This window comes from Nocardia sp. NPDC019395 (assembly GCF_040632335.1).
In the GTDB taxonomy this organism is placed as follows: domain Bacteria; phylum Actinomycetota; class Actinomycetes; order Mycobacteriales; family Mycobacteriaceae; genus Nocardia.
Map to the genome: position 1 here is coordinate 1,104,764 of NZ_JBEYBT010000001.1, position 19,174 is coordinate 1,123,937.

Below are 19,174 nucleotides of genomic sequence, written 5' to 3' on the forward strand. Positions count from 1 at the left end.
CGCGCCAGATCAAGGAGCACGCACAATGGATCGCTACGAATTGCGCCGGCAGGACTACAGCCTTTCCGGGGACCAGTCCGAATTACAGGCCGTCTATGCGAAATTCTTCAGAACCCGATGCCCGCTGGAGGTTGTGCGGGCCGCCGAACCCACCGGTTTCGACAAGAACCTGTGGGAGCAGCTGTGCGGTACCGGCGCGACCACGATGGCGCTGCCCGAATCCGCGGGCGGCGACGGTGCGACGCTCGTCGATCTGGTCCTCGTCGCGGAGGAACTCGGTCGCGTCCTCGCCCCGGTCCCGTGGATCGACCACGTCTGTGCGTCACGCTTGCTGGCGCGGTTGGGTGCGCTGGACGGTGACGCAGCGGTCGTGGAAGGCCGGCAGCTGGTCGGGCTGGAATCGCGGATCGGGGCGCCGGCCGGTGTCCGACTGATACCCGCCGGGGCGATAGCCGACCATATCGTGATCCGCGAGGGCGACGAGATCGTGCGCCTGAGCTTCGATACCCGCCCCGCCCGCGTCGAGAACATCGGCCAGCTGCCGATGGCGTGGATCGATCCGGCCGCCGCCGACCGGCGCACCGTGCTGGCCGCCGGCGCCGAGGCGATCGCCCACCACGACAGGGCACTCGACGAATGGCGGTTGCTGACCGCGGCGGGCCTGGTGGGCCTGGTCGAGGAAACACTGCGTATCGCGGCGGAATTCGCCACCACCCGGTACACGATGGGGGTCCCGATCTCCACGCTGCAGGGTATTTCGCATCCGCTGGCCAATATCGCCATCACGGTGCAGGCAGCGCGCAACCTGGCCCGGCGCGCGGCCTGGTTCCTCGAATACGAGCCCGATGTACAACCGGCCCTCGCGCCGGCGGCCTTCGTGTACATGGCCGAGGAAGCACCCCGGGCCGCCACCATGGCGGTCCATGTCCAGGGCGGACTCGGTGTCGCGGCGGAATCGGCGGCCAGTGCGTATCTGCTGCGCGCGAAGGGGTGGCCGCTGGCAGCGGGCGATGCCGCCACGAGCGCGGTACGCGCCGCCGAACTCTACGCCGCGGCCCAGAGCTAGAACGGAGTACATCGATGGATTTCTCAGTGGTCGAACTGTCCGATGACGACCTGGCCTTTCGCGATAACGCGCGGGCGTTTCTCGACACCCACGTGACCGACGAAGTCCGGCGCCGAGATCGCGAGACCGGTGACAACTTCGATGAAGGCGTCCACCTGGCGATGGGCGCCGAGGGCTGGCTGGCCGCGGAACTGAACAAGCCGGGCGAGGGCGGACTGAACCGGTTGCGGCGCCGCATCTGGGATCTGGAGAAGCGGCGCGCCCGGGTGCCGTGGGTGACCTGGGGTACCACCGCGATCGTGCTCGGTTCGGTGCGCGACTACGGTTCGCCCGAACTGAAGGAAGAGGTCCTGCCCAGGGTTGCCGGCGGCGAGGTACGACTGTGCCTGGGGTATACCGAACCCGAGGGCGGATCCGATGTGGCGACGTGTAAGACCCGTGCGGTGCGCGACGGGGATCAATGGGTGATCAACGGCTCGAAGATGTTCACCACCGGCGCGCACAACTGCCAGTACGTCTTCCTGATCACCAATACCGACCCGGAAGCCCGGAAACACAAGAGCCTGACCATGTTCCTGGTTCCACTCGATACCCCCGGTATCGAGATCCAGGGCATCCGCACCGTCGACGGCGACCGCACCAATATCGTCTACTACAGCGATGTCCGGGTCGACGACAAGTACCGCCTCGGCGAGGTGAACGACGGCTGGTCGGTGCTGATGGGCCCGCTCAACACCGAGCACGGCGTCGTGGACGCCGCGGGCGACGGATTGCAGGACGTGTCGATCATGACCCACCAGGGCGCCATGATGGCCGTAGCGGTCGACCGGATCGCCGGGCTGGCCGCGCAGCCGGGTCCGGACGGGCGCCGTCTGCTCGACGACTCCTCCGTGGCGTACCGGCTGGGGCGCAGTGCCGCCCGGATGGAGGCGGCACTGGCCGCGCCGCATATGTTCGGCCGGGTCGCCATCGCGCAGGCGATGCGCGATATCTCACCGGATCTGATGGACCTGCTCGGCCCGGCCGCGGCGCTACCCGTGGAGACCGAGGGCGCCGCCGACGACGGGGGAGCGGAATACATCTACCGCTGGGCTCCGCTGTGCGGTATCTACGGCGGCACCCTCGAGGTCTTCCGGAACATGATCGCCCAGCACGTACTCGGACTGGGGAGGCCCAACTACTCGTTACCGGCCAAACCGAAATCCGCCTGACGGGGTCCGCGGGAAACGACGAAGGAGCGTGCGAACATGCCTCGACGCCGAGCCGGCTCAGCGGTTGCGGACGGCGACGACTCCCTGGACGAATCCGGCCGGCCGGTGACGGCCGTATCGGCGGAGACGAAGGGCGACAATGGCCCCCGGTGAATCAGGAACAGAATGCGGTGTGCTCGTGTTACGGGCGGACCGGTGAGGGCCGAGGAGGCGGGTCTGCTCGCGGGTCCGCCGCCGCAGATCGCCGAACGGATCGTCGAGGTCGACGGAATCCCGATGTCCGCGCTGTGCGCGGAAGTAGACCGGCCACGGGCGATCGTGGTCGCCGTGCACGGCGGGGCGACCACCGCCCGATACTTCGACTTCCCCGGGTTGCCGCGGCTTTCGTTGTTGCGGCTCGGCGCCCGGCTGGGTTTCAGTGTGCTGGCTCTGGACCGCCCGGGATACGGTGCGTCGGAACCGTACGGGAGCGTTTTCGACCCGCCCGCTCACCGGGCCGACGCGACCTACCGGACGATCGATGCGCTTCTCGGTTCGGGCTCCCGGGGCGCCGGTGTTTTCCTGATGGCCCATTCCGCGGGCTGCGATCTGGCCATGAACATGGTCGCCGACCCGCGAGGTGATTCCCTGCTCGGTGTCGAACTGGCCGGTACCGGCCGGCGTAAACACCCCGAAGCGCTGCGCCGGATCGACGAGGTCCGCCGGACCGGTCGCGGCGCTGCCGTGCGCGCACTGCTGTGGCATCCGGAGAACGTCTACCCGGCGGAACTCGCCGGCGGGCGGGCGATCTCGTCGGTGTCACCGCCGTACGAGAGCGTGGTCGTGCGGGACTGGCCGGCGGATTTCCCCGGGCTGGCCGCGCGGGCCCGGGTTCCGGTGCGATTCACCTATGCCGAATACGAACGGGTGTGGCGCTGTGACCCGGAGGCGCTCGCCGAGATCACGGGCTTCTTCACCGCCTCTCCGCGCTTCCTCATCCACCGGCAGCCCGGCACCGGGCACAACATCAGCGTGAGTTTCGCCGCCGAGTCCTACCACCGCGGTGTGTTCTCGTTCGTCAACTCTCTCGTAGACATCGGAGGTGTCCAGTGAAGGTCCCCTTCACCTGGAAGGTCACCGGCTGGTTCATGGTCGGCTGGTCGGCCGAGTTCCCCCTCGGCGAGGTGCGCCCCCTGCGCTACTTCGGTGAGGATCTGGTCGCCTACCGCGACGAAGCCGGCGAATTGCATATCCTCACCGGTCACTGCCGCCACCTCGGCGCGCATATCGGCCACGGCGGCAAGGTGGTCGGTGATTGCGTCGAATGTCCGTTCCACGGCTGGCGGTGGGGTCCGGACGGGCGCAACCGCAAGATACCCGGAGAGGACCGGGTCAATCGCGGCCTGCGGTTGCGGGTCTACCCGGTGCACGAGCAGAACGGCTGCGTATTCATGTGGCACCAGCCCGACGGGGAGGAACCGCGGTGGGAGATGCCGGATATCCTCCGCATGTTCCCCGAGCTGGGCAGCGCCCCGGAGGGTTACTACCGCCCTTACCCGGAATTCTCCCGCAAGACCGAGCAGGAGCCGGTACATCCGCAGGTCGTCCTGGAGAACGGCCCGGACAGCCTGCATTTCGAATACGTCCACGGCGCCACCGTGACCCCGCGGATGCTGGACTACAGCGCCGAGGGCCACACCTGGTCGTTCCTCACCGGCTGGCCCGACGCCCGCAGCGACGACCCGGACAAGATGGCGCTGAAGATCCACGCCCAGATGTTCGGCCTCGGCGGCTCCATCAGCGCATTCGAGGGGTCGTCGAACCACCGGCTCATCTTCGCGACCACACCCGTCGACGACGAATGCTCGGACCTGTTCTACTCCATCTGGTGGCCCAGGAAACCGGGCGACGAATCCGATGTTCCGCCGCCCGAGGTCCGGGAACGGGTGGAGCGCCAGTTCCTGGTCACGGTGTGGGAGGACCTGAGTATCTGGCGGTACCAGAAGTACGTCGAACATCCGCCGCTCTCACCCAAGGATGCTAAACCGTATCTGTCGCTGCGTAAGTGGGCACAGCAGTTCTACGATATTCCGCCCGTGGAAGCCGGGAGCCGGGCATGAAGCCGGGCAATGGCCGAGGAGTCGATCGTGGGTAGGCGTGTGTTGAGTGATCTGGTGGACCCGGCCCGCACCGCACTGGTCACCCAGGAGTGCCAGGGTGCGGTGGTCGGACCGGACGCGGGTTTGGCCGCGCTCGCCGGCGAGGCGCGCCGGGAGGCGCTACCCAATATCGCCGCGCTGCTGCCGGCCGCCCGCGACGCGGGCGTTCGCGTGGTGCACTGCCTGGTCACGCGCCGGTCCGACGGCCTGGGCTCGAACCACAACGCGAAACTGTTCGCGCTCGGCCGCCGCGGCGTCGAGGTGACCCCGGGCAGTTCCGGTGCGCAGTTGCTCCCCGAATTCGGGCCCGACCCGGCCGATCTGGTGCTGACGCGCGGCCACGGCCTCGGGCCCATGGGTGGCACCGACCTCGACGCGGTCCTGCGTAACCTCGGCGTTTCGACGATCGTCGCTGTGGGCGTCTCACTGAACGTGGCCATTCCGAACCTCGTCATGGATGCGGTGAACGCGGCTTACGAGGTGGTCCTGCCCCGGGACGCGGTGGCCGGGGTACCGGCGGAATACGGCGCGGCGGTGATCGACAACACCCTGTCGCTGCTGGCGACTGTCACCACGACCCAGGAACTTCTCGATACCTGGAAGGCCTGACCGCTCCATTCCTTCGAGGTGCGGGTCAAAGGATCGCTCCCGCGTCCTTGGCGGTGATGATCTCGTCCCAGTCCATGCCCAGTTCCAGCAGGATGGTTTCGGTGTGCTCGCCGTAGGCCGGGGCCCGGGCCGGGGCGGCGGGAGTCTCGTCGAACTGCACCGGGGCGGCAACAGTCCGATAGTCGTTGCCGGCGTCGTCACGCACGGACATCAGATAGCCGTTGGCCGCGACCTGAGGGTCGTCGAGGACCTCCTGGGGGCTGGCGATCGTCGACCATACGCCCGGTTCGTCGGCCAGCGCCTGCTGCCATTCGGCCAGGTCCCTTTCGGCGAAGATCTTGCGCAATTCCATGGTGGCGGCCTCTTGGTTCAGCACGAGGTTCGCCAGCGGAACGAATCGTTCGTCGGTGCCGAGATCGGGTCGGCCGATCCGTTCGCAGAATCCCTTCCAGTAGCGGTCGGTCTGCAGGAACATCAGCTGGACCCAGCGGTCGTCGCGAGTGCGATACCGGTTCACCGCGGGGTTGAGGGCCGAACCAGCCGGCCCGGCGGGGATCCGATCGATCCCGTAGTAGTCCGCAGCCGAAATATCCGGTGCCACAGCCCACATGCCCTGGGCGAGTAGCGAACTGTCCACGATCGGTGCGTGCCCGGTGCGTTCGCGGTGGAACAGCGCTGCCGTGACACCGCCCGCCAATGTGATGCCGCCCTGCAGATCGCCGAATGCGGGCCCCTGGGAGGTCGGATATTCGGCGTCCGCCGGGCTCAGTGCGTACGCGACCCCGGCGCGGGCGAGGTAGCTGGAAGCGTCGAATCCGCCGCGGTCCCGCTCCGGGCCGCGGGTGCCGTGCCCGCTGCCCCGGGCGATGATCAGCGCGGGATTCATCTCGCGCAGCCGCGCTACCGTGAGACCGGCGCGCTCCAGCGGGCCCGGCAGCCAGTTGGTGAGGAAAACGTCGGCCTGGGCGAGCAGCTTCGCCAAGATATCCCGGCCGAGATCGGATTTGATGTCCACGCCGATGCTGCGCTTGCCATGATTGCCGACCTCCATCATGAAGCTGGCCCGCACCGGGGAATCGTCGACGGTCAGCCCGCCGACGACCAGATTCCGGCACGGGTCGCCACCACAGGTGTCCTCGATCTTGATCACGTCGGCACCCCAGTCCGCCAACGCCGCACCCGCACTGGGTACATAGGTCCACGAGGCCAGTTCGACCACCCTGACGCCGTTGAGCAGGCCAGTCATCGGCGCTCCCTTCCTGAACGATCAGCTGTCTTGAAGTACTATACGGTAATCATTACAGTTGAGTGCACAGGATTACGTTTCCGAGATGGAACTGCAGCGGCACACGTGCGGCGGGGTGCTTGTCGGCGCCACCGGCCGTATCGACCTCCGATGATGTGGCATCCGGCGTGCAGTCATTCCGGATGTCGATACTGTATGTAATACTGTTGAAAAATTTGTACGGTGCAAACCGCTACACCCCGCGGGTGTGGCTCGAGCAGAGGTTGAGAGATATGGCCGAACCCGTCATCGTCGGCGCCGTCAGGACAGCGATCGGGCGATCGTTCAAGGGCGCGCTGGCGAACGTGCCGACCGAAACCCTCGCGACCACTGTGCTTCCGGAGGTGGTCCGCCGGGCCGGTCTGGATCCCGGCGCGGTCGACGATGTGGTGTTCGCCGAATTGAACTACGGCGGCGGCGATCTGGCACGGCACGCCGCCGTGGCCTGCGGGATGGAGACCGTCCCGGGGCAGGCGGTCAACCGGCACTGCGCGGGCAGTCTCACCGCGATCGCCAACGCCTCGGCGCATATCCGCTCCGATATGGAGCGGGTACTGGTCGCGGGCGGTGTGCAGTCGCTGTCCACCGCGCCCCTGATGAAGTGGCGGGTACCGGATTCGGGACCGGAGATGGAGTTCGTCGAACCCTGGATGCCGCCGTCGCATCCGGAGACTCCCGACGCCCCGACCATGGATATGTCGGTCACGGTGGGCTGGAATACCGCGAAAGCGGTCGGTATCAGCCGGGCGGAGATGGACGCCTGGGCGTTGCGGTCACATCAGCGTGCCTGTGACGCCATCGAAGCCGGGAAATTCCTCGACGAGATCGTACCGCTGAAGGTCACCCGGGCCGACGGCACGATGATCGACTTCGCCGTGGACGAACACCCGCGCCGCGATACCACGCTGGAGCGTCTGGCCGCGCTGCCGGTGCTGCATCCCGAGATCGAGGGCTTCTCGATCACTGCCGGGAACAGCAGCGGGATCAACGACGCCGGTGCCGCGGTGGCGCTGGTCGGTGACGATTACGCCGCCGCCGAGGGCCTCGATGTCATGGCGACAGTACGTGCGTGGGCGAATGTCGGTGTGGCGCCACGGGATACCGGTCTCGGTGCGGTGAAGGTGATCGGCAAAGTACTGGAGCGGGCCGGACTGAGCGTTTCGGATGTGGCGCTGTGGGAGATCAACGAGGCCTTCGCATCGACCCCTATCGCGGCCTGCCGGGAATACGGGATGGACGAGGCGCGGGTGAACTTCTCCGGCAGCGGATGCAGCCTGGGGCACCCGATCTCGGCCAGCGGCGCCCGCATGGTGACCACGCTGGTCTACGAACTGCGACGTCGCGGCGGCGGTATCGGTGTCGCCGCGATGTGCGCGGGTGGCGGAATGGGCGGTGCCCTGGTGGTCGAGGTCTGATGCCGCCACCGCTTCGCCGGGTGCACGGGGCATCCGGACACAACACAACCCTGTCCAATTCATGACGAGTAGTAGGTGACCGGTGTCGGACGAAGTTCTGGTGGAGCGCCGCGGGCGCACGCTGGTGATCACGATCAATCGACCGGACGCGCGTAACGCCGTCGATCTGGCGGTGAGCCAGGGTCTGGCCGATGCGATGGACGAACTCGACGACAGCCCCGAACTGTCGGTCGCCGTACTCACCGGCAGTGGTGGGAATTTCTGCGCCGGTATGGATCTGAAGGCCTTCGCGGCCGGTGAGTACCCCTATATTCCCGGCCGGGGGATGGGATTCACCGAGCGGCCACCGCGTAAGCCGATCATCTCCGCGGTGGAGGGTTTCGCCCTGGCCGGTGGCACCGAACTGGTCCTTGCCACCGACCTGGTGGTCGCTTCGCGGACCGCGCAGTTCGGTATCCCCGAGGTCAAGAGAGGTCTGGTGGCCGGGGGTGGCGGACTGCTGCGGCTACAGCAGCGCATTCCCTATCAGAAGGCGCTCGAACTCGCCCTCACCGGTGAGAACTTCACCGCTGAACAGGGCGCGACGCTGGGGTTCGTGAACGTGCTCGCCGAACCCGGTGAAGCGCTGACCGAAGCCCTCCGGCTCGCCGACCGGATTACTGCCAACGGCCCACTGGCGGTCGCGGTGACCAAGGAGATTCTCGTCAGGTCCCGGTACTGGAGCGAGGACGAGATGTGGCAGAAGCAGATGGAGCTTCTCGGACCGGTATTCGGTTCGAAGGACGCGCAAGAGGGTGCCCGGGCGTTCGCGGAGAAGCGAACTCCCGAATGGACCGGAACCTGACCGGTACACCGGATCCCGGCCTGTCGATCACGAAAAATAAGGAGAACTCCGTGTCGTTCGAGGGAGAAGTCGTTCTGGTGACCGGTGGTGCCGGCGGGCTCGGTGCCGCTACCGTGCGCCGGTTGCACGGTGCCGGCGCTGCGGTCGTCATCGCCGACGTCGCCGACGAGAAAGCCCAGGAGCTCGCGGACGAGCTCGGCAACAAGGCCGTCTACGTCCGGACCGATGTCCTCGACGAGGATGCGGTGAACGTGGCACTGGACGCCGCCGCGGAGCTGGGCGAACTGCGATACTCGGTGATCGCACACGGCGGTTTCGGTGTTCTGGAGAAGGTCGTGAACCGTGACGGCAGCGCGCACACCCTGAAGGGTTTCACCGACACCATCGCGCTGTACCTCACCGGAACGTACAACGTCCTGCGGCTGACCGCGGCGCGGATGGCGAAACTCGAACCGAAGGCGAACGGCGAACGCGGCTCGATCGTGATGACGAGTTCGATCGCCGGGTACGAAGGACAGATCGGCCAATCGGCGTATTCGGCGGCCAAAGGTGGAGTGATCGCCTTGACCCTTACCGGCGCCCGCGATCTGAGCTCGGTCGGGGTCCGGCTCAACAGCATCGCCCCCGGCACCATGCTGACTCCGATCATGGAGCTGATCGGGGAGGACGGCCTGTCGAAATTCGCCTCGACAGTGCCGTTCCCGAAACGGCTCGGTACGCCGGACGAATACGCGAATCTGGCCCAGCATCTGCTGGAGAACCCCTATATGAACGGGGAAGTCGTGCGGATCGACGGCGCGCAGCGTTTTCAGCCTCGCTGAGCCGGCGGCGCGCCCCTGGACGGCGGGGCAGTCCAGGCGCCCGACCGTGGCCCGGTCCGGGTGTGGTGGTCGTAAAGCCTTGTGCCACAGGGCTGGGTTCGACGGGAGTGAGCCCGCGGGCGGTGCGGCATACCGACCGCCCGCGGGACGTGAGATCAGCTCGAGAGGTCGCGCGTTACTTCGCCGCCGCCGCGCGTGTGCGCGGCTTACCGGATTTCGTGGCCCTCGTCCGTGTGGTGCGGCGCGCCGGTTTCGCATCACTCGCCCCCGGGAGCAGCCGGGACGCGTGGTCGAGGATGGAATCCAGCCCGTACTCGAAGTTCCGGTCGTCGGGTGCGCCCGAGTGGTACCCCTTGGCGGCCGCCTGGGCCAGCAGCGGAGTGGTGTCCGGATCGATGATCACGTTCTCGTAGTACGCGGTCGAATCGGGACTGAGTTCGCGATTCTTGTCCGAGAGCCGTTGCAGGACAACCAAACCGTGCACGTGCAGCTGGACCCTGGAATACGTCTCGACCGCATCCTCCAGGGAGAATCCCGCCTCGACGAGACTGGCGATGACGCGTTCTGTCTGCTTCCCACCGAGCCGCGCCGCCTGCTTGCTGAGGGCCGACCTGATCAGAATCAGATCGCACAGGATGGGATTGCCGAGGAAGGTCTGCCGCATGGTCTGTGCGTGCTTGCGCAGCGTCTCCCGCCAGTCCTCGGCCTCGATGAACGGTGTTTCGAACGCATACTGCCGTAGCGCTCGATCTGTCATCGCGTTGAGCAACTCTTCCTTTTTCCGGAAGTACCAGTAGATGCTCGTGACGCCGACGCCCAGATGCTTCCCCAGCAGCGGCATACTCAGATTATCGATCGAAATCTCTTCGGCGAGTTCGAATGCGCCCGCGACGATATCGTCCGGGTTGAGAGAGCCACGCTCGCGTCTCGGGCGCTTCGTCGCGGTTCCCTGCTTCGCCATTTCGAACCCCATTTCCTCGGCTGCTGTGATTTCGGCGCAGTCGCACTCCAGGGTTCCGCACCGGCTACACAGCCATACATCCTCCGCAGCGCGCGTCTTTGCCGAAACTGTCACCGTTGACGTTACCACAGGGTATTCTGTCGACCCTTCCGCCGCGGTCGGCGCGGGCTGTGCGCCGGCCGCGGATCGGAATGCGGCCGCGGCCGGTGGACCTCGTCGCATTCGAGGTCCGGCCGGTTTCAGCGGATCAAGGGATCGCGCGGCATACCGAGTATCCGTTCGGCGATCTGGTTGCGGGTAACTTCCGACGTCCCCCCGGCGATCGCCATTCCGCGCGCCCCGAAAATCATCAGCGAAACCGCCGAACCGCGACCATCCGTGAGTGCCGTCTCCTCGCCCAGCAGCGCGGCTGAGATCGCCCCCCACTCGGCCATATGCTCGGCGAGGACGAGTTTGGTGATATTCCCCTCGGGCCCGGGGCCGGCGCCTTCTATGCTGCGCGCGGCCCGCCGCAGATTCAGTAAGCGCAAGGCATGATCCTCGGCCACATAACGACCGGCCCGGGCCCTGATTCCGGCCGGTGGATCCGGGTGGTCGCCGACCTGGGACACGAGTGTGCCCGCCGGTACCGTGCCCGCACCGGATCCGCCGCCGATGCTGACCCGTTCGTTGCCGAGTGTGGCCCGGGCGACAGTCCATCCGGTTCCCGGTTCGCCGACCACATCCTCATCGGGAACGAACACGTCGTCGAAGAACACCTCGTTGAATTCGGCGCCACCGTTGATCATGCGCAGCGGCCGCACGGTCACGCCGTCCGCGTGCATATCGATGATCATGGTGGTGATACCGGCGTGTTTGGCCGCGGCGGGGTCTGTCCGGACCGTAGCCAGTCCACGCCGGCAGTAATGGGCACCGCTGGTCCAGACTTTCTGCCCGGTAACGCGCCAGCCGCCTTCGACCCGGATCGCCTTGGTTTTGATCCCCGCGGCATCCGAACCGGCCGCCGGTTCGGAGAACAACTGGCACCACACTTCTTCGCGACGCAGGGCACGGTCGACGAAACGCTCGATCTGCGAGGCGGTTCCGTGCTGGATGAGAGTCAAGATCACCCACCCGGTGATCGAATAGTCGGGGCGTTCGACCTTCGCGGCACGGAATTCCTGGTCGATCACCACTTGCTCGACCGCGGTGGCCGCCCGGCCCCACGGTTTCGGCCAGTGCGGCATCACGTAACCGGTGGCGATCAGCCGGTCCAGTTGTGCCCGGTCGTCTCCGGCCGCGGCGATCCCGGCGGCATCCTCACGGATCCGGCTGCGCAACGCCTCTGCCTCCGGCGGCAGGTCGAGGCTGTTGACCCGGGTGACGCCGGCCGAGGTCAGTGTGAACACGGTGCCGGCCGGGCCGTCGCCGCCGGCGACGGCTCTGGTGGTCAGTGCGCGGCGGAGATGCAGATGCGCGTCGTGCTCCCAGGTGAATCCGATACCGCCGTGCACCTGGATGTTGAGTTCCGCGTTGCGGACATACGCGGGGAAGGCGAGCGTCGCGGCCGCGGCGGCGATCAGCTGGAACTGTTGTTCGTCCTCGGCTTCCGCCCGGGCGGCGTCCCACACGACTGCGACCGCGGACTCGGCAGCCACGAGCATATTCGCGCAGTGATGTTTGATCGCTTGGAAAGTAGCGATGGTACGGCCGAACTGCTCACGAACTTTCGCGTATTCGACAGCACTGTCCACACAATCACCGGCCCCGCCCACTGCTTCGGCCGCCAGCAGTGTGCGGGCCCGGGCCACCGCCCCCGGTCCGGCCCCGCGCAGCACGTCCTCGTCGGTGAGAGCGACGTTGTCCAGGTGTACCCGCCCGGATCTGCGGGTCGGGTCCAGGTTCGGCGGCACCTCCACTGTCACACCGTCACGATCGGTCTCGAGGACGAGCACATCCGCGCCGGCAGTCAGTACCAGAAGATCGGCGGTACCCGCGCCCAGCACCACTCCGGCATTACCGTCGGCTCGCCCGTCCGACAGCGTGATCTTCCCGCCGAGACCGATACCCGCGGTCAGGGAGCCGTTCACGAGACCCGGCAGGAACCGCGCCTGCTGCCCGGCATCACCGGACGCCGACAGGATCGACGATGCGATCACGGTCGGGACGAACGGCCCCGGCGCCACCGCGCGGCCGAGTTCCTCGACAACCACAACAAGTTCGGGGAACCCGGAGCCCGACCCACCGAATTCCTCGCCGATATGCAGCCCCAGCCATCCCAGCTCGGCGAAATCGGACCAGAACTGCGGCCGGTTCTCCTCCTCGGCCTCCAGCAGTGCGCGTGCCGCGGCGCGGGCCTTGCCGGCCGAGAGAAATGAGCGGGCTACCGACGCCAGCTCGCGGTGGACGTCGGTTACTGCAATGCCCATCGGATTCCTCCTGGGGGGTGGAGCTGTTGTACTCGTCCGAGTCCGAACCGCGACCCGTGCCCGGGGTAAGCACAATTCGATTACTGAATTCAATACAGTAATTTACTCCGGAAATACCGGGGGCTGTATCGGAGCTTCTGCCGGCGATGGCAGGCCGGCGGGCAACAGGACCCGGTATATTCCCGACGCCGGTGCGCAGACAAGAGAGGTGGACCGTCATGCTGTCGACTCCCTGGTCGCGGGAGACGGGGTTACGTGCCCCGATCGTCAACGCCCCGATGGGTGGTGTCGCCGGTGGCCGCCTGGCATCGGCCGTGACGGTCGCTGGTGGGCTCGGGATGATCGGGATGGGGAGCGCCGGTTCGGTAGCGCGGTTGGCCGGCGAACTGGAATCGCTCGGGAAGACCTCCGGGCCGTTCGGAATCGGATTGGTCGATTGGGTGCTGGCACGGGAGGCCGGATTACTCGACGCGGCGGTTGCCGCGCGACCGGCCCTGATCTCGGTCGGTTTCACCGAGGATTTCGGGTGGGTCGACAGACTGCACCGGCACGGTATCCAGGCAGCGACCCAGGTCTACGACGCCGAGCACGCGCGCCGTGCCCGGGATGCCGGGGTGGATGTGATCGTCGCCAGGGGAGCGGAAGGCGGCGGTCACGGGACACGGCCATGGGCACATTGCCGCTGCTGGATGCCGTCCTGGACGCTGTCGATGTGCCGGTGCTCGCGGCCGGCGGGATCTCTTCCGGGCGGACGCTGGCCGCCGTGCTCGCCGCGGGCGCGGCCGGTGCCTGGCTGGGCACCCGGCTGTCGATATGCACCGAAGCCCTCACGCCGGACCGCGCCCGAACGGCGTTGACGGAAGCTTCCGGAACCGGAACCGTGACCACACGCGTCTTCGATATCGGCCAAGGCCTGCCATGGCCGGCCCGCTTTCCCGCACGCGTCCTGCGCAACGATTTCACCGAGCGGTGGGAGCAACGTGAGGTCGACCTGGCCGGTGCGCCGCGGGCCCGGGACGAGTTGGCGGCGGCGGTTTCCGCCGACGATCCGGCCCTCGCCCCGATCGATGCGGGCCAAGGCGTCGGATTCCTGACCGAGAGCAGTCCGGCCGGCCGGGTCGTGGCGGAGATGTGCGCGATCGCTGAGCGATCGCTGCGGGCCTGGGCGTCACCCGAAAGCCGGTAGAACGGGCACCGTCTTCGATCGGGGATCCGGAAAACGCCGTCGCCCCAAAGGGACCGGAGTCTCGGCCGGTTTCACCGTGAATTCGCTGCAGGGCTTGAGGGTGCCGCAGCGGCATGGTTTTTCATGTAGTTACCGCACAGCTTCTCAACCCCGGAAAGGCCGGAACGCATGACCGACCAGAAGGATTCCCCCGAAACCATCGTGTCCGCCGAAGTGCTGGCAGATGCCGAGCAGACAGCGGCACGGCCGACAGTGCTCGACCAGATGGGCGGCCCGATGGGGTTCGTCTACTCGACCGTCCCGGTCGTCGTCTTCGTGGCGGCCAACGCGTTCCTGTCGCTGCCGATAACGGTGGGTATCTCGATCGCGGTCGGTATCGCGCTGACCGTGTTCCGCTTGATCCGGGGCGAACGTTTCGCCTCGGCGATCGGTGGACTACTGGGAATCGCGGCCGCCGTGGGCATCGTGATGGTGACCGGATCCGCGAAGGACTTCTTCGTGATCGGGATCTGGGCGGCGCTCGCGGGTTTCGTCGTGACCTTCGCCTCGGTGCTGGCCCGGCGGCCACTGACCGGCGTGATCTGGAACGCAGTACACGGTGGCGAATTCGCCTGGCGCGCCGACAAAGTGGTGTTGCGCGTACACGATATCGCGACCCTCGCCGCGGCGATCGTGTTCGGTGCCCGGTTCCTCGTCAAAGAGTGGCTGTATCTCGCCGATTCCACGACCTGGCTCGCCGTCGCCAAGATCGCGATGGGTACTCCGCTGACGGTCCTGGCCGCACTGCTCGTCGTCTGGGCGTTCCGGCGGACCACCCGGCGTCTGGTCACTCAGCCCGTGCAGTGATCCGCACCGCCGCCGGTAAGTCGTTCCACCTCCAGCCGGAGTGTGCGGAATTCGGCGGCCAGCGCGTCCAGGGTGTAGTGCGCGTTGAGGCCGCTCGGATTCGGAAGTACCCAGACTTCGGTCGTGCCGAGCCCGTCGGGCCGGCGTCCCACGGTGATACCCGGATGCCCGAACGCGGTGCGGTACGCGCCGATACCCAGAACGGCGAGAGCCCGCGGGCGATACCGCGCGACCCGGTCGACGAGTGCGCGGCCGCCGTCCCGCAGCTCGTCCGCGGAAAGTTCGGCCGCCTTCGCGGTCGTGCGCGGTACGACATTCGTGATGCCCAGGCCGAGCGTAAGCAGTTCCTCCTGTTCGTCGGGACGGAACAGCCGTGGTGTGAACCCCGATCGGAACAGCGCGGGCCAGAAGCGGTTTCCGGGCCGGGCGAAATGGTGGCCGGTCGCCCCCGACCACAGCCCCGGATTGATCCCGCAGAACAGCACGCGCAGATCGGGCGCCACCACATCGGGAATGGTCTTCCCCTCGGCGGCGGCCAGATCGGCCGGTGTGGGACGGTACGCAGCGGAACGTGCCATCCGACCAGTCTGCCGGAGTCCGTGGCCGCGATCCCGGCCGATCAGCCGAACCCCAGGCTCTTATCGGCCTCAGCGGGCAGCGCCGGTGGCGGCGGTACGGGCTGGACGGTGCCCGGGGCCGGTAGTGCCGTATCGGCGCCCAGCCCCTTCTCCGCCGCCGCGGTCCGGATCGCGTCCACGACCAGAAGCAGCGCGGCCCGTCGCGCCGTATTGGTGCGGTAGGCCAGCGACACCGTCCGGGTGAGCGGATCGCCGAGCGCGACGATATCCACCCCCGGTGGGCGCAGTGCGAGACCCAGATCGGACACCAGGGTCACGCCCAGCCCGGCCGCCACCATCGCCATCGCCGTCGCCTGCTCCTCGACCTCGTGGTCGATCCGTGGTTTCACCCCCGCGGACTGGAACGCCAGCCGGCTCGCGTGCCCGAAATGGGACCGGGCGGGCGCGAGGATCCACGGGTGCTCGGCGAGCTCGGTCAGCGTCACACTGGCCGCCGGCATCGAACCGGCGGGGACGGCGGCGTAGATCCGTTCCACCGCGATGATGGCGCGCTCCAGGCCGCGGTCCCAGGTCATCGGATAGTTCGAGTAGTCGAGGACGAAGGAGAGGTCGAGTGCGCCGTCCCGGACGGCCGCGGCAGTCGACTCCGGGGCGAGTTCGCGCGTGCGCACCAGGATGCCCGGATGGTTACTGGCGAGGGCGGTGAGCGCGTCGGGGAGCAGTCCGGACGCCACCGATGCCCACACACCGGCGGTGAGTTTCGCCGTCACCGTTTCGCCGGCCTCTTCGAGAGCCTGTGTCGCGCGTTCGACCGAGGCGAGGATCTCCTCGGCGTGCTCGGCGAGCAGTACTCCGAGGTCGGTGAGCTGCACCCGGCGTCCCCGCCGTTCGAACAGCCGGGTGCCGACATCACGTTCCAGTTGCGCGAGCTGCTGCGATACGGCCGACGCGGTGTAATGCAGCGCGTTCGCGGCTGCCGTAATCGTGCCGCGCCGGTGCAACTCGCGCAGCATTCGCAGCCGGGCCAGCGAAAGGTCCATAACACCGAGCCTATTCCTTGTGCAGGAACGCTGAACACTCCCGTGAACGAACCGTAAATAGACGCGCGGACCGGTGCGAATGCAATCTGATTGGACCGGACTCGAGCCATCGGCCGGGGGCGACGAGGCCCGGGACGGATGAGAACGCGACAGGGCGTTGCCGTGGGTGATGGCGACCGGCACGAGCATGAAGAGGAGGTGGTTCGTCGTGACGATGATGCAGAACCCGGCCGGGGGCGCCCCGCAGGTGACCACGCAGGCTGCTGCGCCCATCCCGGCGGCAGTACCCGTTGCCCCCGCGATCCGGCGCCCTGAGCCGTATATGCGCCTGCACTGGACGGACTCCCTCACGGGTGCGGTCGGTTATCTGGTCGTGCACACCATGCGCGCCGGTCTGGCCACCGGCGGCACCCGGATGCGCGCCGGGTGCACGCTGGGCGAGGTCGAGGATCTGGCCCGGGGTATGGCCAACAAAACGGCCACCTTCGATCTTCCGGTCGGCGGCGCCAAGGGCGGGATCGATTTCGATCCCAAAGATCCGCGCGCCGTCGAGGTGCTGGAGCGGTTCTGCGAGGCCATGCGCCCGTGGATCGACTCGCACTGGGTTACCGCCGAGGATCTGGGGGTCCCGCAGCACCTGATCGACGAAGTCTTCGAGAAGCTCGGCCTGGGGCAGAGCTACCACGCCGCGATCAGCCGCGCCGATGATCCGGCCGCCACGCTGGAGCGGGTCCGCAACGGGCTGAACGCGGCGGTCGAGGGCGGGTTCCTGCTGGGCGATGTGATCGGCGGCTACGGTGTCGCGCACGCCTGCCTCGCGGCCGCGGTCTGGTGGGGCCAGGCGCCCGCCGAGGCGACCGTCGCGATCCAGGGCATCGGCACCATGGGCGGGGCGGCGGCCTACTACCTGCACGAGGCCGGGATGAAGGTCACCACCGTGGCCGATGCCGCGGGCACTCTGTACTGTGCCGACGGACTGGACGTCCCGGCACTGCTGGATCTGCGGAACAGCTACGGCGAGGTAGACCGCACCCGGCTGCCCGCGGGCGTTCAGGAGCTGCCGCGCAACGCGATCCTGTCCTCCGACGTCGATATCCTGGTTCCGGCGGCGATCTCCTACGCGATCACGCCGGACAACTCGTTCGATGTCCGCGCCCGCGTCGTCGTCGAGGCCGCGAACGCCGCCACCACACCGGAGGCGGAGGCCATGCTCGCCGCCCGCGGTATCCCGGTGCTGCCGGATTTCGTCGCGAACGCCGGCGCCGTGGCCTGGGCCTGGTGGCTCCTGCTCGGCGAGGTCGACGACACTCCGGAGAACTCCTTCGACCGGCTGCGCACCATCATGCACAGCAAGGTCGCCGAATTGCTGGCCGCGTGGGCCGACGGGGGCTCCACCCCGCGCGAGACCGGTCACCGCTGGGCCGACGAGCCGTTGCCGGTCGCCGGCCCGGTCGTGATCCCCTGATCGCCCGCAATTCATGATCTGTCACAGGACGGGTCCGGCTTCGGCCGGACCCGTCCTGTCGTGATTGCGTCCGAATCGGCACCCGGATCTCGCCGACTACTCGCGGTGACCGGCGCGCGAACGGCCACTGACGTCGATAGACGACTTCGCGACCTGGATATCCGGCAGCGCCCTCCACACCGTTTCGTGCGTGACTCTCCGACACTGCGCGGATATCGGTATACGACCGCCGGGGAGCTACTGTTGCCGCTGATCCGGAAACACCCGGTTCGCGATACGGGTGCGGCGCCGGTAGCGCTGGTATTCCACGGTCGAGTCGACGCTGACAAGGAGACGGTATGAGCCGGGATCTGACGCAGTTGGAGTTGCTGGTCGAGCTGGAGCCGGTGGTGGCCGAGAATCTCGACCGGCACCTGGCCACGGCCACCGCCTGGAATCCCCACGACTACGTGCCGTGGGACGAGGGCCGGAATTTCGCCGCCATGGGCGGAATCGATTGGGACCCGGAGCAATCGCGGTTATCGGAGGTCGCCAGGGTCGCGATGATCACCAATCTGCTGACCGAGGACAATTTGCCCTCGTATCACCGGACGATCAGTGAGCACTTCTCACAGGACGGTGCCTGGGGGACGTGGGTCGGCCGGTGGACCGCCGAGGAGAACCGGCACGGTATCGCCATGCGCGACTATCTGGTCGTCACCCGGGGAGTCGATCCGGTTGCCCTGGAACAGGATCGGATGGTGCATATGACGCGCGGTGTGCACGCACCGGACTATTTCCACGGCATGCTCGATCAGGTCGCCTATGTCACCTTCCAGGAATTGGCGACCAGGATCAGCCATCGCTGCACGGGCAAGGTATGCGATGACCCCGTCGCCGACCGGATGCTCAAGCGGATCGCCGCCGACGAGAACCTGCATATGCTGTTCTACCGCAATGTGGCCGGTGCGGCGTTCGATATCGCTCCCGATCAGGCGATGGAATCGGTCACCAAGATCGTGACGGATTTCGCCATGCCCGGTCACGGTATGCCGAACTGGCGCCGCAACGGGGTGCTGATGGTGAAGCACGGTATCTACGATCTGCGTCAGCATCTCGACGAGGTGCTCTGGCCGGTATTGCGGATCTGGAATGTCTTCGACCGCACCGATTTCACCGCGCGCGGTGAACGCGCCCGTGAGGAACTGGGCAAGTATCTCGAGAAATTGGCCGAAGATGTGAAACGGTTCGAGGAACAGCGCGCTCGTCTGCTCGAGCGGGCGGCCGCCCGGGCCGCGGCAGTGGGCTGACCGCCGACGACC

General features: G+C 67.3%; 16 protein-coding genes and 1 pseudogene. 12 read left to right on the top strand and 5 right to left on the bottom strand.

Going from position 1 to position 19,174, the window contains the following annotated elements; translation table 11 throughout:
• Positions 1 to 25: 25 nt before the first annotated feature.
• From ABZ827_RS04455 to ABZ827_RS04475, 5 genes are all read left to right on the top strand, one after another.
• Positions 26 to 1,066 (top strand): acyl-CoA dehydrogenase, encoded by a 1,041-nt coding sequence (locus tag ABZ827_RS04455; RefSeq protein WP_357232726.1) that lies wholly within the window; start codon positions 26 to 28, stop codon positions 1,064 to 1,066.
• Positions 1,067 to 1,080: 14 nt separating this feature from the next.
• A complete protein-coding gene (locus ABZ827_RS04460; protein WP_357232728.1) occupies positions 1,081 to 2,277 on the top strand; it encodes an acyl-CoA dehydrogenase family protein in 1,197 nt (398 codons plus the stop codon).
• A gap of 195 nt (positions 2,278 to 2,472) precedes the next feature.
• Positions 2,473 to 3,369, top strand: a complete 897-nt coding sequence (locus ABZ827_RS04465; RefSeq protein ID WP_357232730.1) for an alpha/beta fold hydrolase — start codon at positions 2,473 to 2,475, stop codon at positions 3,367 to 3,369.
• On the top strand, positions 3,366 to 4,376 hold the full coding sequence (locus tag ABZ827_RS04470; protein WP_357232732.1) for a Rieske 2Fe-2S domain-containing protein: 1,011 nt from the start codon (positions 3,366 to 3,368) through the stop codon (positions 4,374 to 4,376). Before ABZ827_RS04465 ends, ABZ827_RS04470 begins: the two co-directional genes overlap by 4 nt.
• 27 nt (positions 4,377 to 4,403) lie before the next feature.
• Positions 4,404 to 5,024, top strand: a complete 621-nt coding sequence (locus ABZ827_RS04475) for a cysteine hydrolase (protein ID WP_357232734.1) — start codon at positions 4,404 to 4,406, stop codon at positions 5,022 to 5,024.
• 25 nt (positions 5,025 to 5,049) lie between these two features.
• Here the strand turns inward: ABZ827_RS04475 and ABZ827_RS04480 are convergent, their stop codons facing one another.
• The gene (locus ABZ827_RS04480; protein ID WP_357232736.1) at positions 5,050 to 6,270 is read right to left on the bottom strand and encodes a CoA transferase; all 1,221 of its coding nucleotides are present in this window, start codon (positions 6,268 to 6,270) and stop codon (positions 5,050 to 5,052) included.
• 272 nt (positions 6,271 to 6,542) lie between these two features.
• Between ABZ827_RS04480 and ABZ827_RS04485 the strand changes: the two genes are divergently transcribed.
• The 3 genes from ABZ827_RS04485 to ABZ827_RS04495 all read left to right on the top strand — a co-directional run bounded on the left by ABZ827_RS04485 (position 6,543) and on the right by ABZ827_RS04495 (position 9,389).
• Positions 6,543 to 7,724 carry a thiolase family protein gene (locus ABZ827_RS04485; RefSeq protein WP_357232738.1) on the top strand — a complete coding sequence of 394 codons (1,182 nt, stop codon included), beginning with the start codon at positions 6,543 to 6,545 and terminating at the stop codon, positions 7,722 to 7,724.
• An 82-nt stretch (positions 7,725 to 7,806) separates the two neighbouring features.
• Entirely contained in the window at positions 7,807 to 8,568 is a 762-nt protein-coding gene (locus tag ABZ827_RS04490; RefSeq protein WP_357232740.1) for a crotonase/enoyl-CoA hydratase family protein, read from the top strand.
• 50 nt (positions 8,569 to 8,618) lie between these two features.
• On the top strand, positions 8,619 to 9,389 hold the full coding sequence (locus ABZ827_RS04495) for an SDR family NAD(P)-dependent oxidoreductase (protein ID WP_357232742.1): 771 nt from the start codon (positions 8,619 to 8,621) through the stop codon (positions 9,387 to 9,389).
• Between the two features lie 175 nt (positions 9,390 to 9,564).
• Here the strand turns inward: ABZ827_RS04495 and ABZ827_RS04500 are convergent, their stop codons facing one another.
• Together ABZ827_RS04500 and ABZ827_RS04505 are read right to left on the bottom strand one after the other, a co-directional pair.
• Positions 9,565 to 10,350 carry a TetR/AcrR family transcriptional regulator C-terminal domain-containing protein gene (locus ABZ827_RS04500; protein WP_357232743.1) on the bottom strand — a complete coding sequence of 262 codons (786 nt, stop codon included), beginning with the start codon at positions 10,348 to 10,350 and terminating at the stop codon, positions 9,565 to 9,567.
• Positions 10,351 to 10,589: 239 nt separating this feature from the next.
• Complete coding sequence (locus ABZ827_RS04505; RefSeq protein ID WP_357232745.1) at positions 10,590 to 12,758, bottom strand: acyl-CoA dehydrogenase; 2,169 nt, start codon at positions 12,756 to 12,758, stop codon at positions 10,590 to 10,592.
• Positions 12,759 to 12,976: 218 nt separating this feature from the next.
• Between ABZ827_RS04505 and ABZ827_RS04510 the strand changes: the two are divergent.
• Positions 12,977 to 13,944 (top strand): annotated as a pseudogene (locus ABZ827_RS04510) (nitronate monooxygenase).
• A gap of 168 nt (positions 13,945 to 14,112) precedes the next feature.
• Positions 14,113 to 14,790 carry a DUF3159 domain-containing protein gene (locus tag ABZ827_RS04515; protein WP_357232747.1) on the top strand — a complete coding sequence of 226 codons (678 nt, stop codon included), beginning with the start codon at positions 14,113 to 14,115 and terminating at the stop codon, positions 14,788 to 14,790.
• Here the strand turns inward: ABZ827_RS04515 and mug are convergent.
• Together mug and ABZ827_RS04525 are read right to left on the bottom strand one after the other, a co-directional pair.
• Complete coding sequence (gene mug / locus ABZ827_RS04520; RefSeq protein ID WP_357232748.1) at positions 14,775 to 15,368, bottom strand: G/U mismatch-specific DNA glycosylase; 594 nt, start codon at positions 15,366 to 15,368, stop codon at positions 14,775 to 14,777. The two genes, ABZ827_RS04515 and mug, sit on opposite strands and share 16 nt — an antisense overlap.
• A gap of 41 nt (positions 15,369 to 15,409) precedes the next feature.
• Complete coding sequence (locus ABZ827_RS04525) at positions 15,410 to 16,408, bottom strand: LysR substrate-binding domain-containing protein (protein WP_357232750.1); 999 nt, start codon at positions 16,406 to 16,408, stop codon at positions 15,410 to 15,412.
• Positions 16,409 to 16,730: 322 nt separating this feature from the next.
• Between ABZ827_RS04525 and ABZ827_RS04530 the strand changes: the two genes are divergently transcribed.
• Together ABZ827_RS04530 and ABZ827_RS04535 are read left to right on the top strand one after the other, a co-directional pair.
• Positions 16,731 to 17,873, top strand: a complete 1,143-nt coding sequence (locus ABZ827_RS04530) for a Glu/Leu/Phe/Val dehydrogenase dimerization domain-containing protein (RefSeq protein ID WP_357234483.1) — start codon at positions 16,731 to 16,733, stop codon at positions 17,871 to 17,873.
• A 338-nt stretch (positions 17,874 to 18,211) separates the two neighbouring features.
• The gene (locus ABZ827_RS04535) at positions 18,212 to 19,162 is read left to right on the top strand and encodes an acyl-ACP desaturase (protein ID WP_357232752.1); all 951 of its coding nucleotides are present in this window, start codon (positions 18,212 to 18,214) and stop codon (positions 19,160 to 19,162) included.
• Positions 19,163 to 19,174: the final 12 nt, after the last annotated feature.

What these genes read in the sequence shown, in the direction of transcription:
- ABZ827_RS04455 (WP_357232726.1), top strand. Translation starts at nt 26, where the DNA reads ATGGATCGCTACGAATTGCGCCGGCAGGACTACAGCCTTTCCGGGGAC.
- ABZ827_RS04460 (WP_357232728.1), top strand. Translation starts at nt 1,081, where the DNA reads ATGGATTTCTCAGTGGTCGAACTGTCCGATGACGACCTGGCCTTTCGC.
- ABZ827_RS04480 (WP_357232736.1), bottom strand. Translation starts at nt 6,270, where the DNA reads ATGACTGGCCTGCTCAACGGCGTCAGGGTGGTCGAACTGGCCTCGTGG.
- ABZ827_RS04485 (WP_357232738.1), top strand. Translation starts at nt 6,543, where the DNA reads ATGGCCGAACCCGTCATCGTCGGCGCCGTCAGGACAGCGATCGGGCGA.
- ABZ827_RS04500 (WP_357232743.1), bottom strand. Translation starts at nt 10,350, where the DNA reads ATGGCGAAGCAGGGAACCGCGACGAAGCGCCCGAGACGCGAGCGTGGC.
- ABZ827_RS04505 (WP_357232745.1), bottom strand. Translation starts at nt 12,758, where the DNA reads ATGGGCATTGCAGTAACCGACGTCCACCGCGAGCTGGCGTCGGTAGCC.
- ABZ827_RS04515 (WP_357232747.1), top strand. Translation starts at nt 14,113, where the DNA reads ATGACCGACCAGAAGGATTCCCCCGAAACCATCGTGTCCGCCGAAGTG.
- mug (WP_357232748.1), bottom strand. Translation starts at nt 15,368, where the DNA reads ATGGCACGTTCCGCTGCGTACCGTCCCACACCGGCCGATCTGGCCGCC.
- ABZ827_RS04525 (WP_357232750.1), bottom strand. Translation starts at nt 16,408, where the DNA reads ATGGACCTTTCGCTGGCCCGGCTGCGAATGCTGCGCGAGTTGCACCGG.
- ABZ827_RS04530 (WP_357234483.1), top strand. Translation starts at nt 16,731, where the DNA reads ATGCGCCTGCACTGGACGGACTCCCTCACGGGTGCGGTCGGTTATCTG.
- ABZ827_RS04535 (WP_357232752.1), top strand. Translation starts at nt 18,212, where the DNA reads ATGAGCCGGGATCTGACGCAGTTGGAGTTGCTGGTCGAGCTGGAGCCG.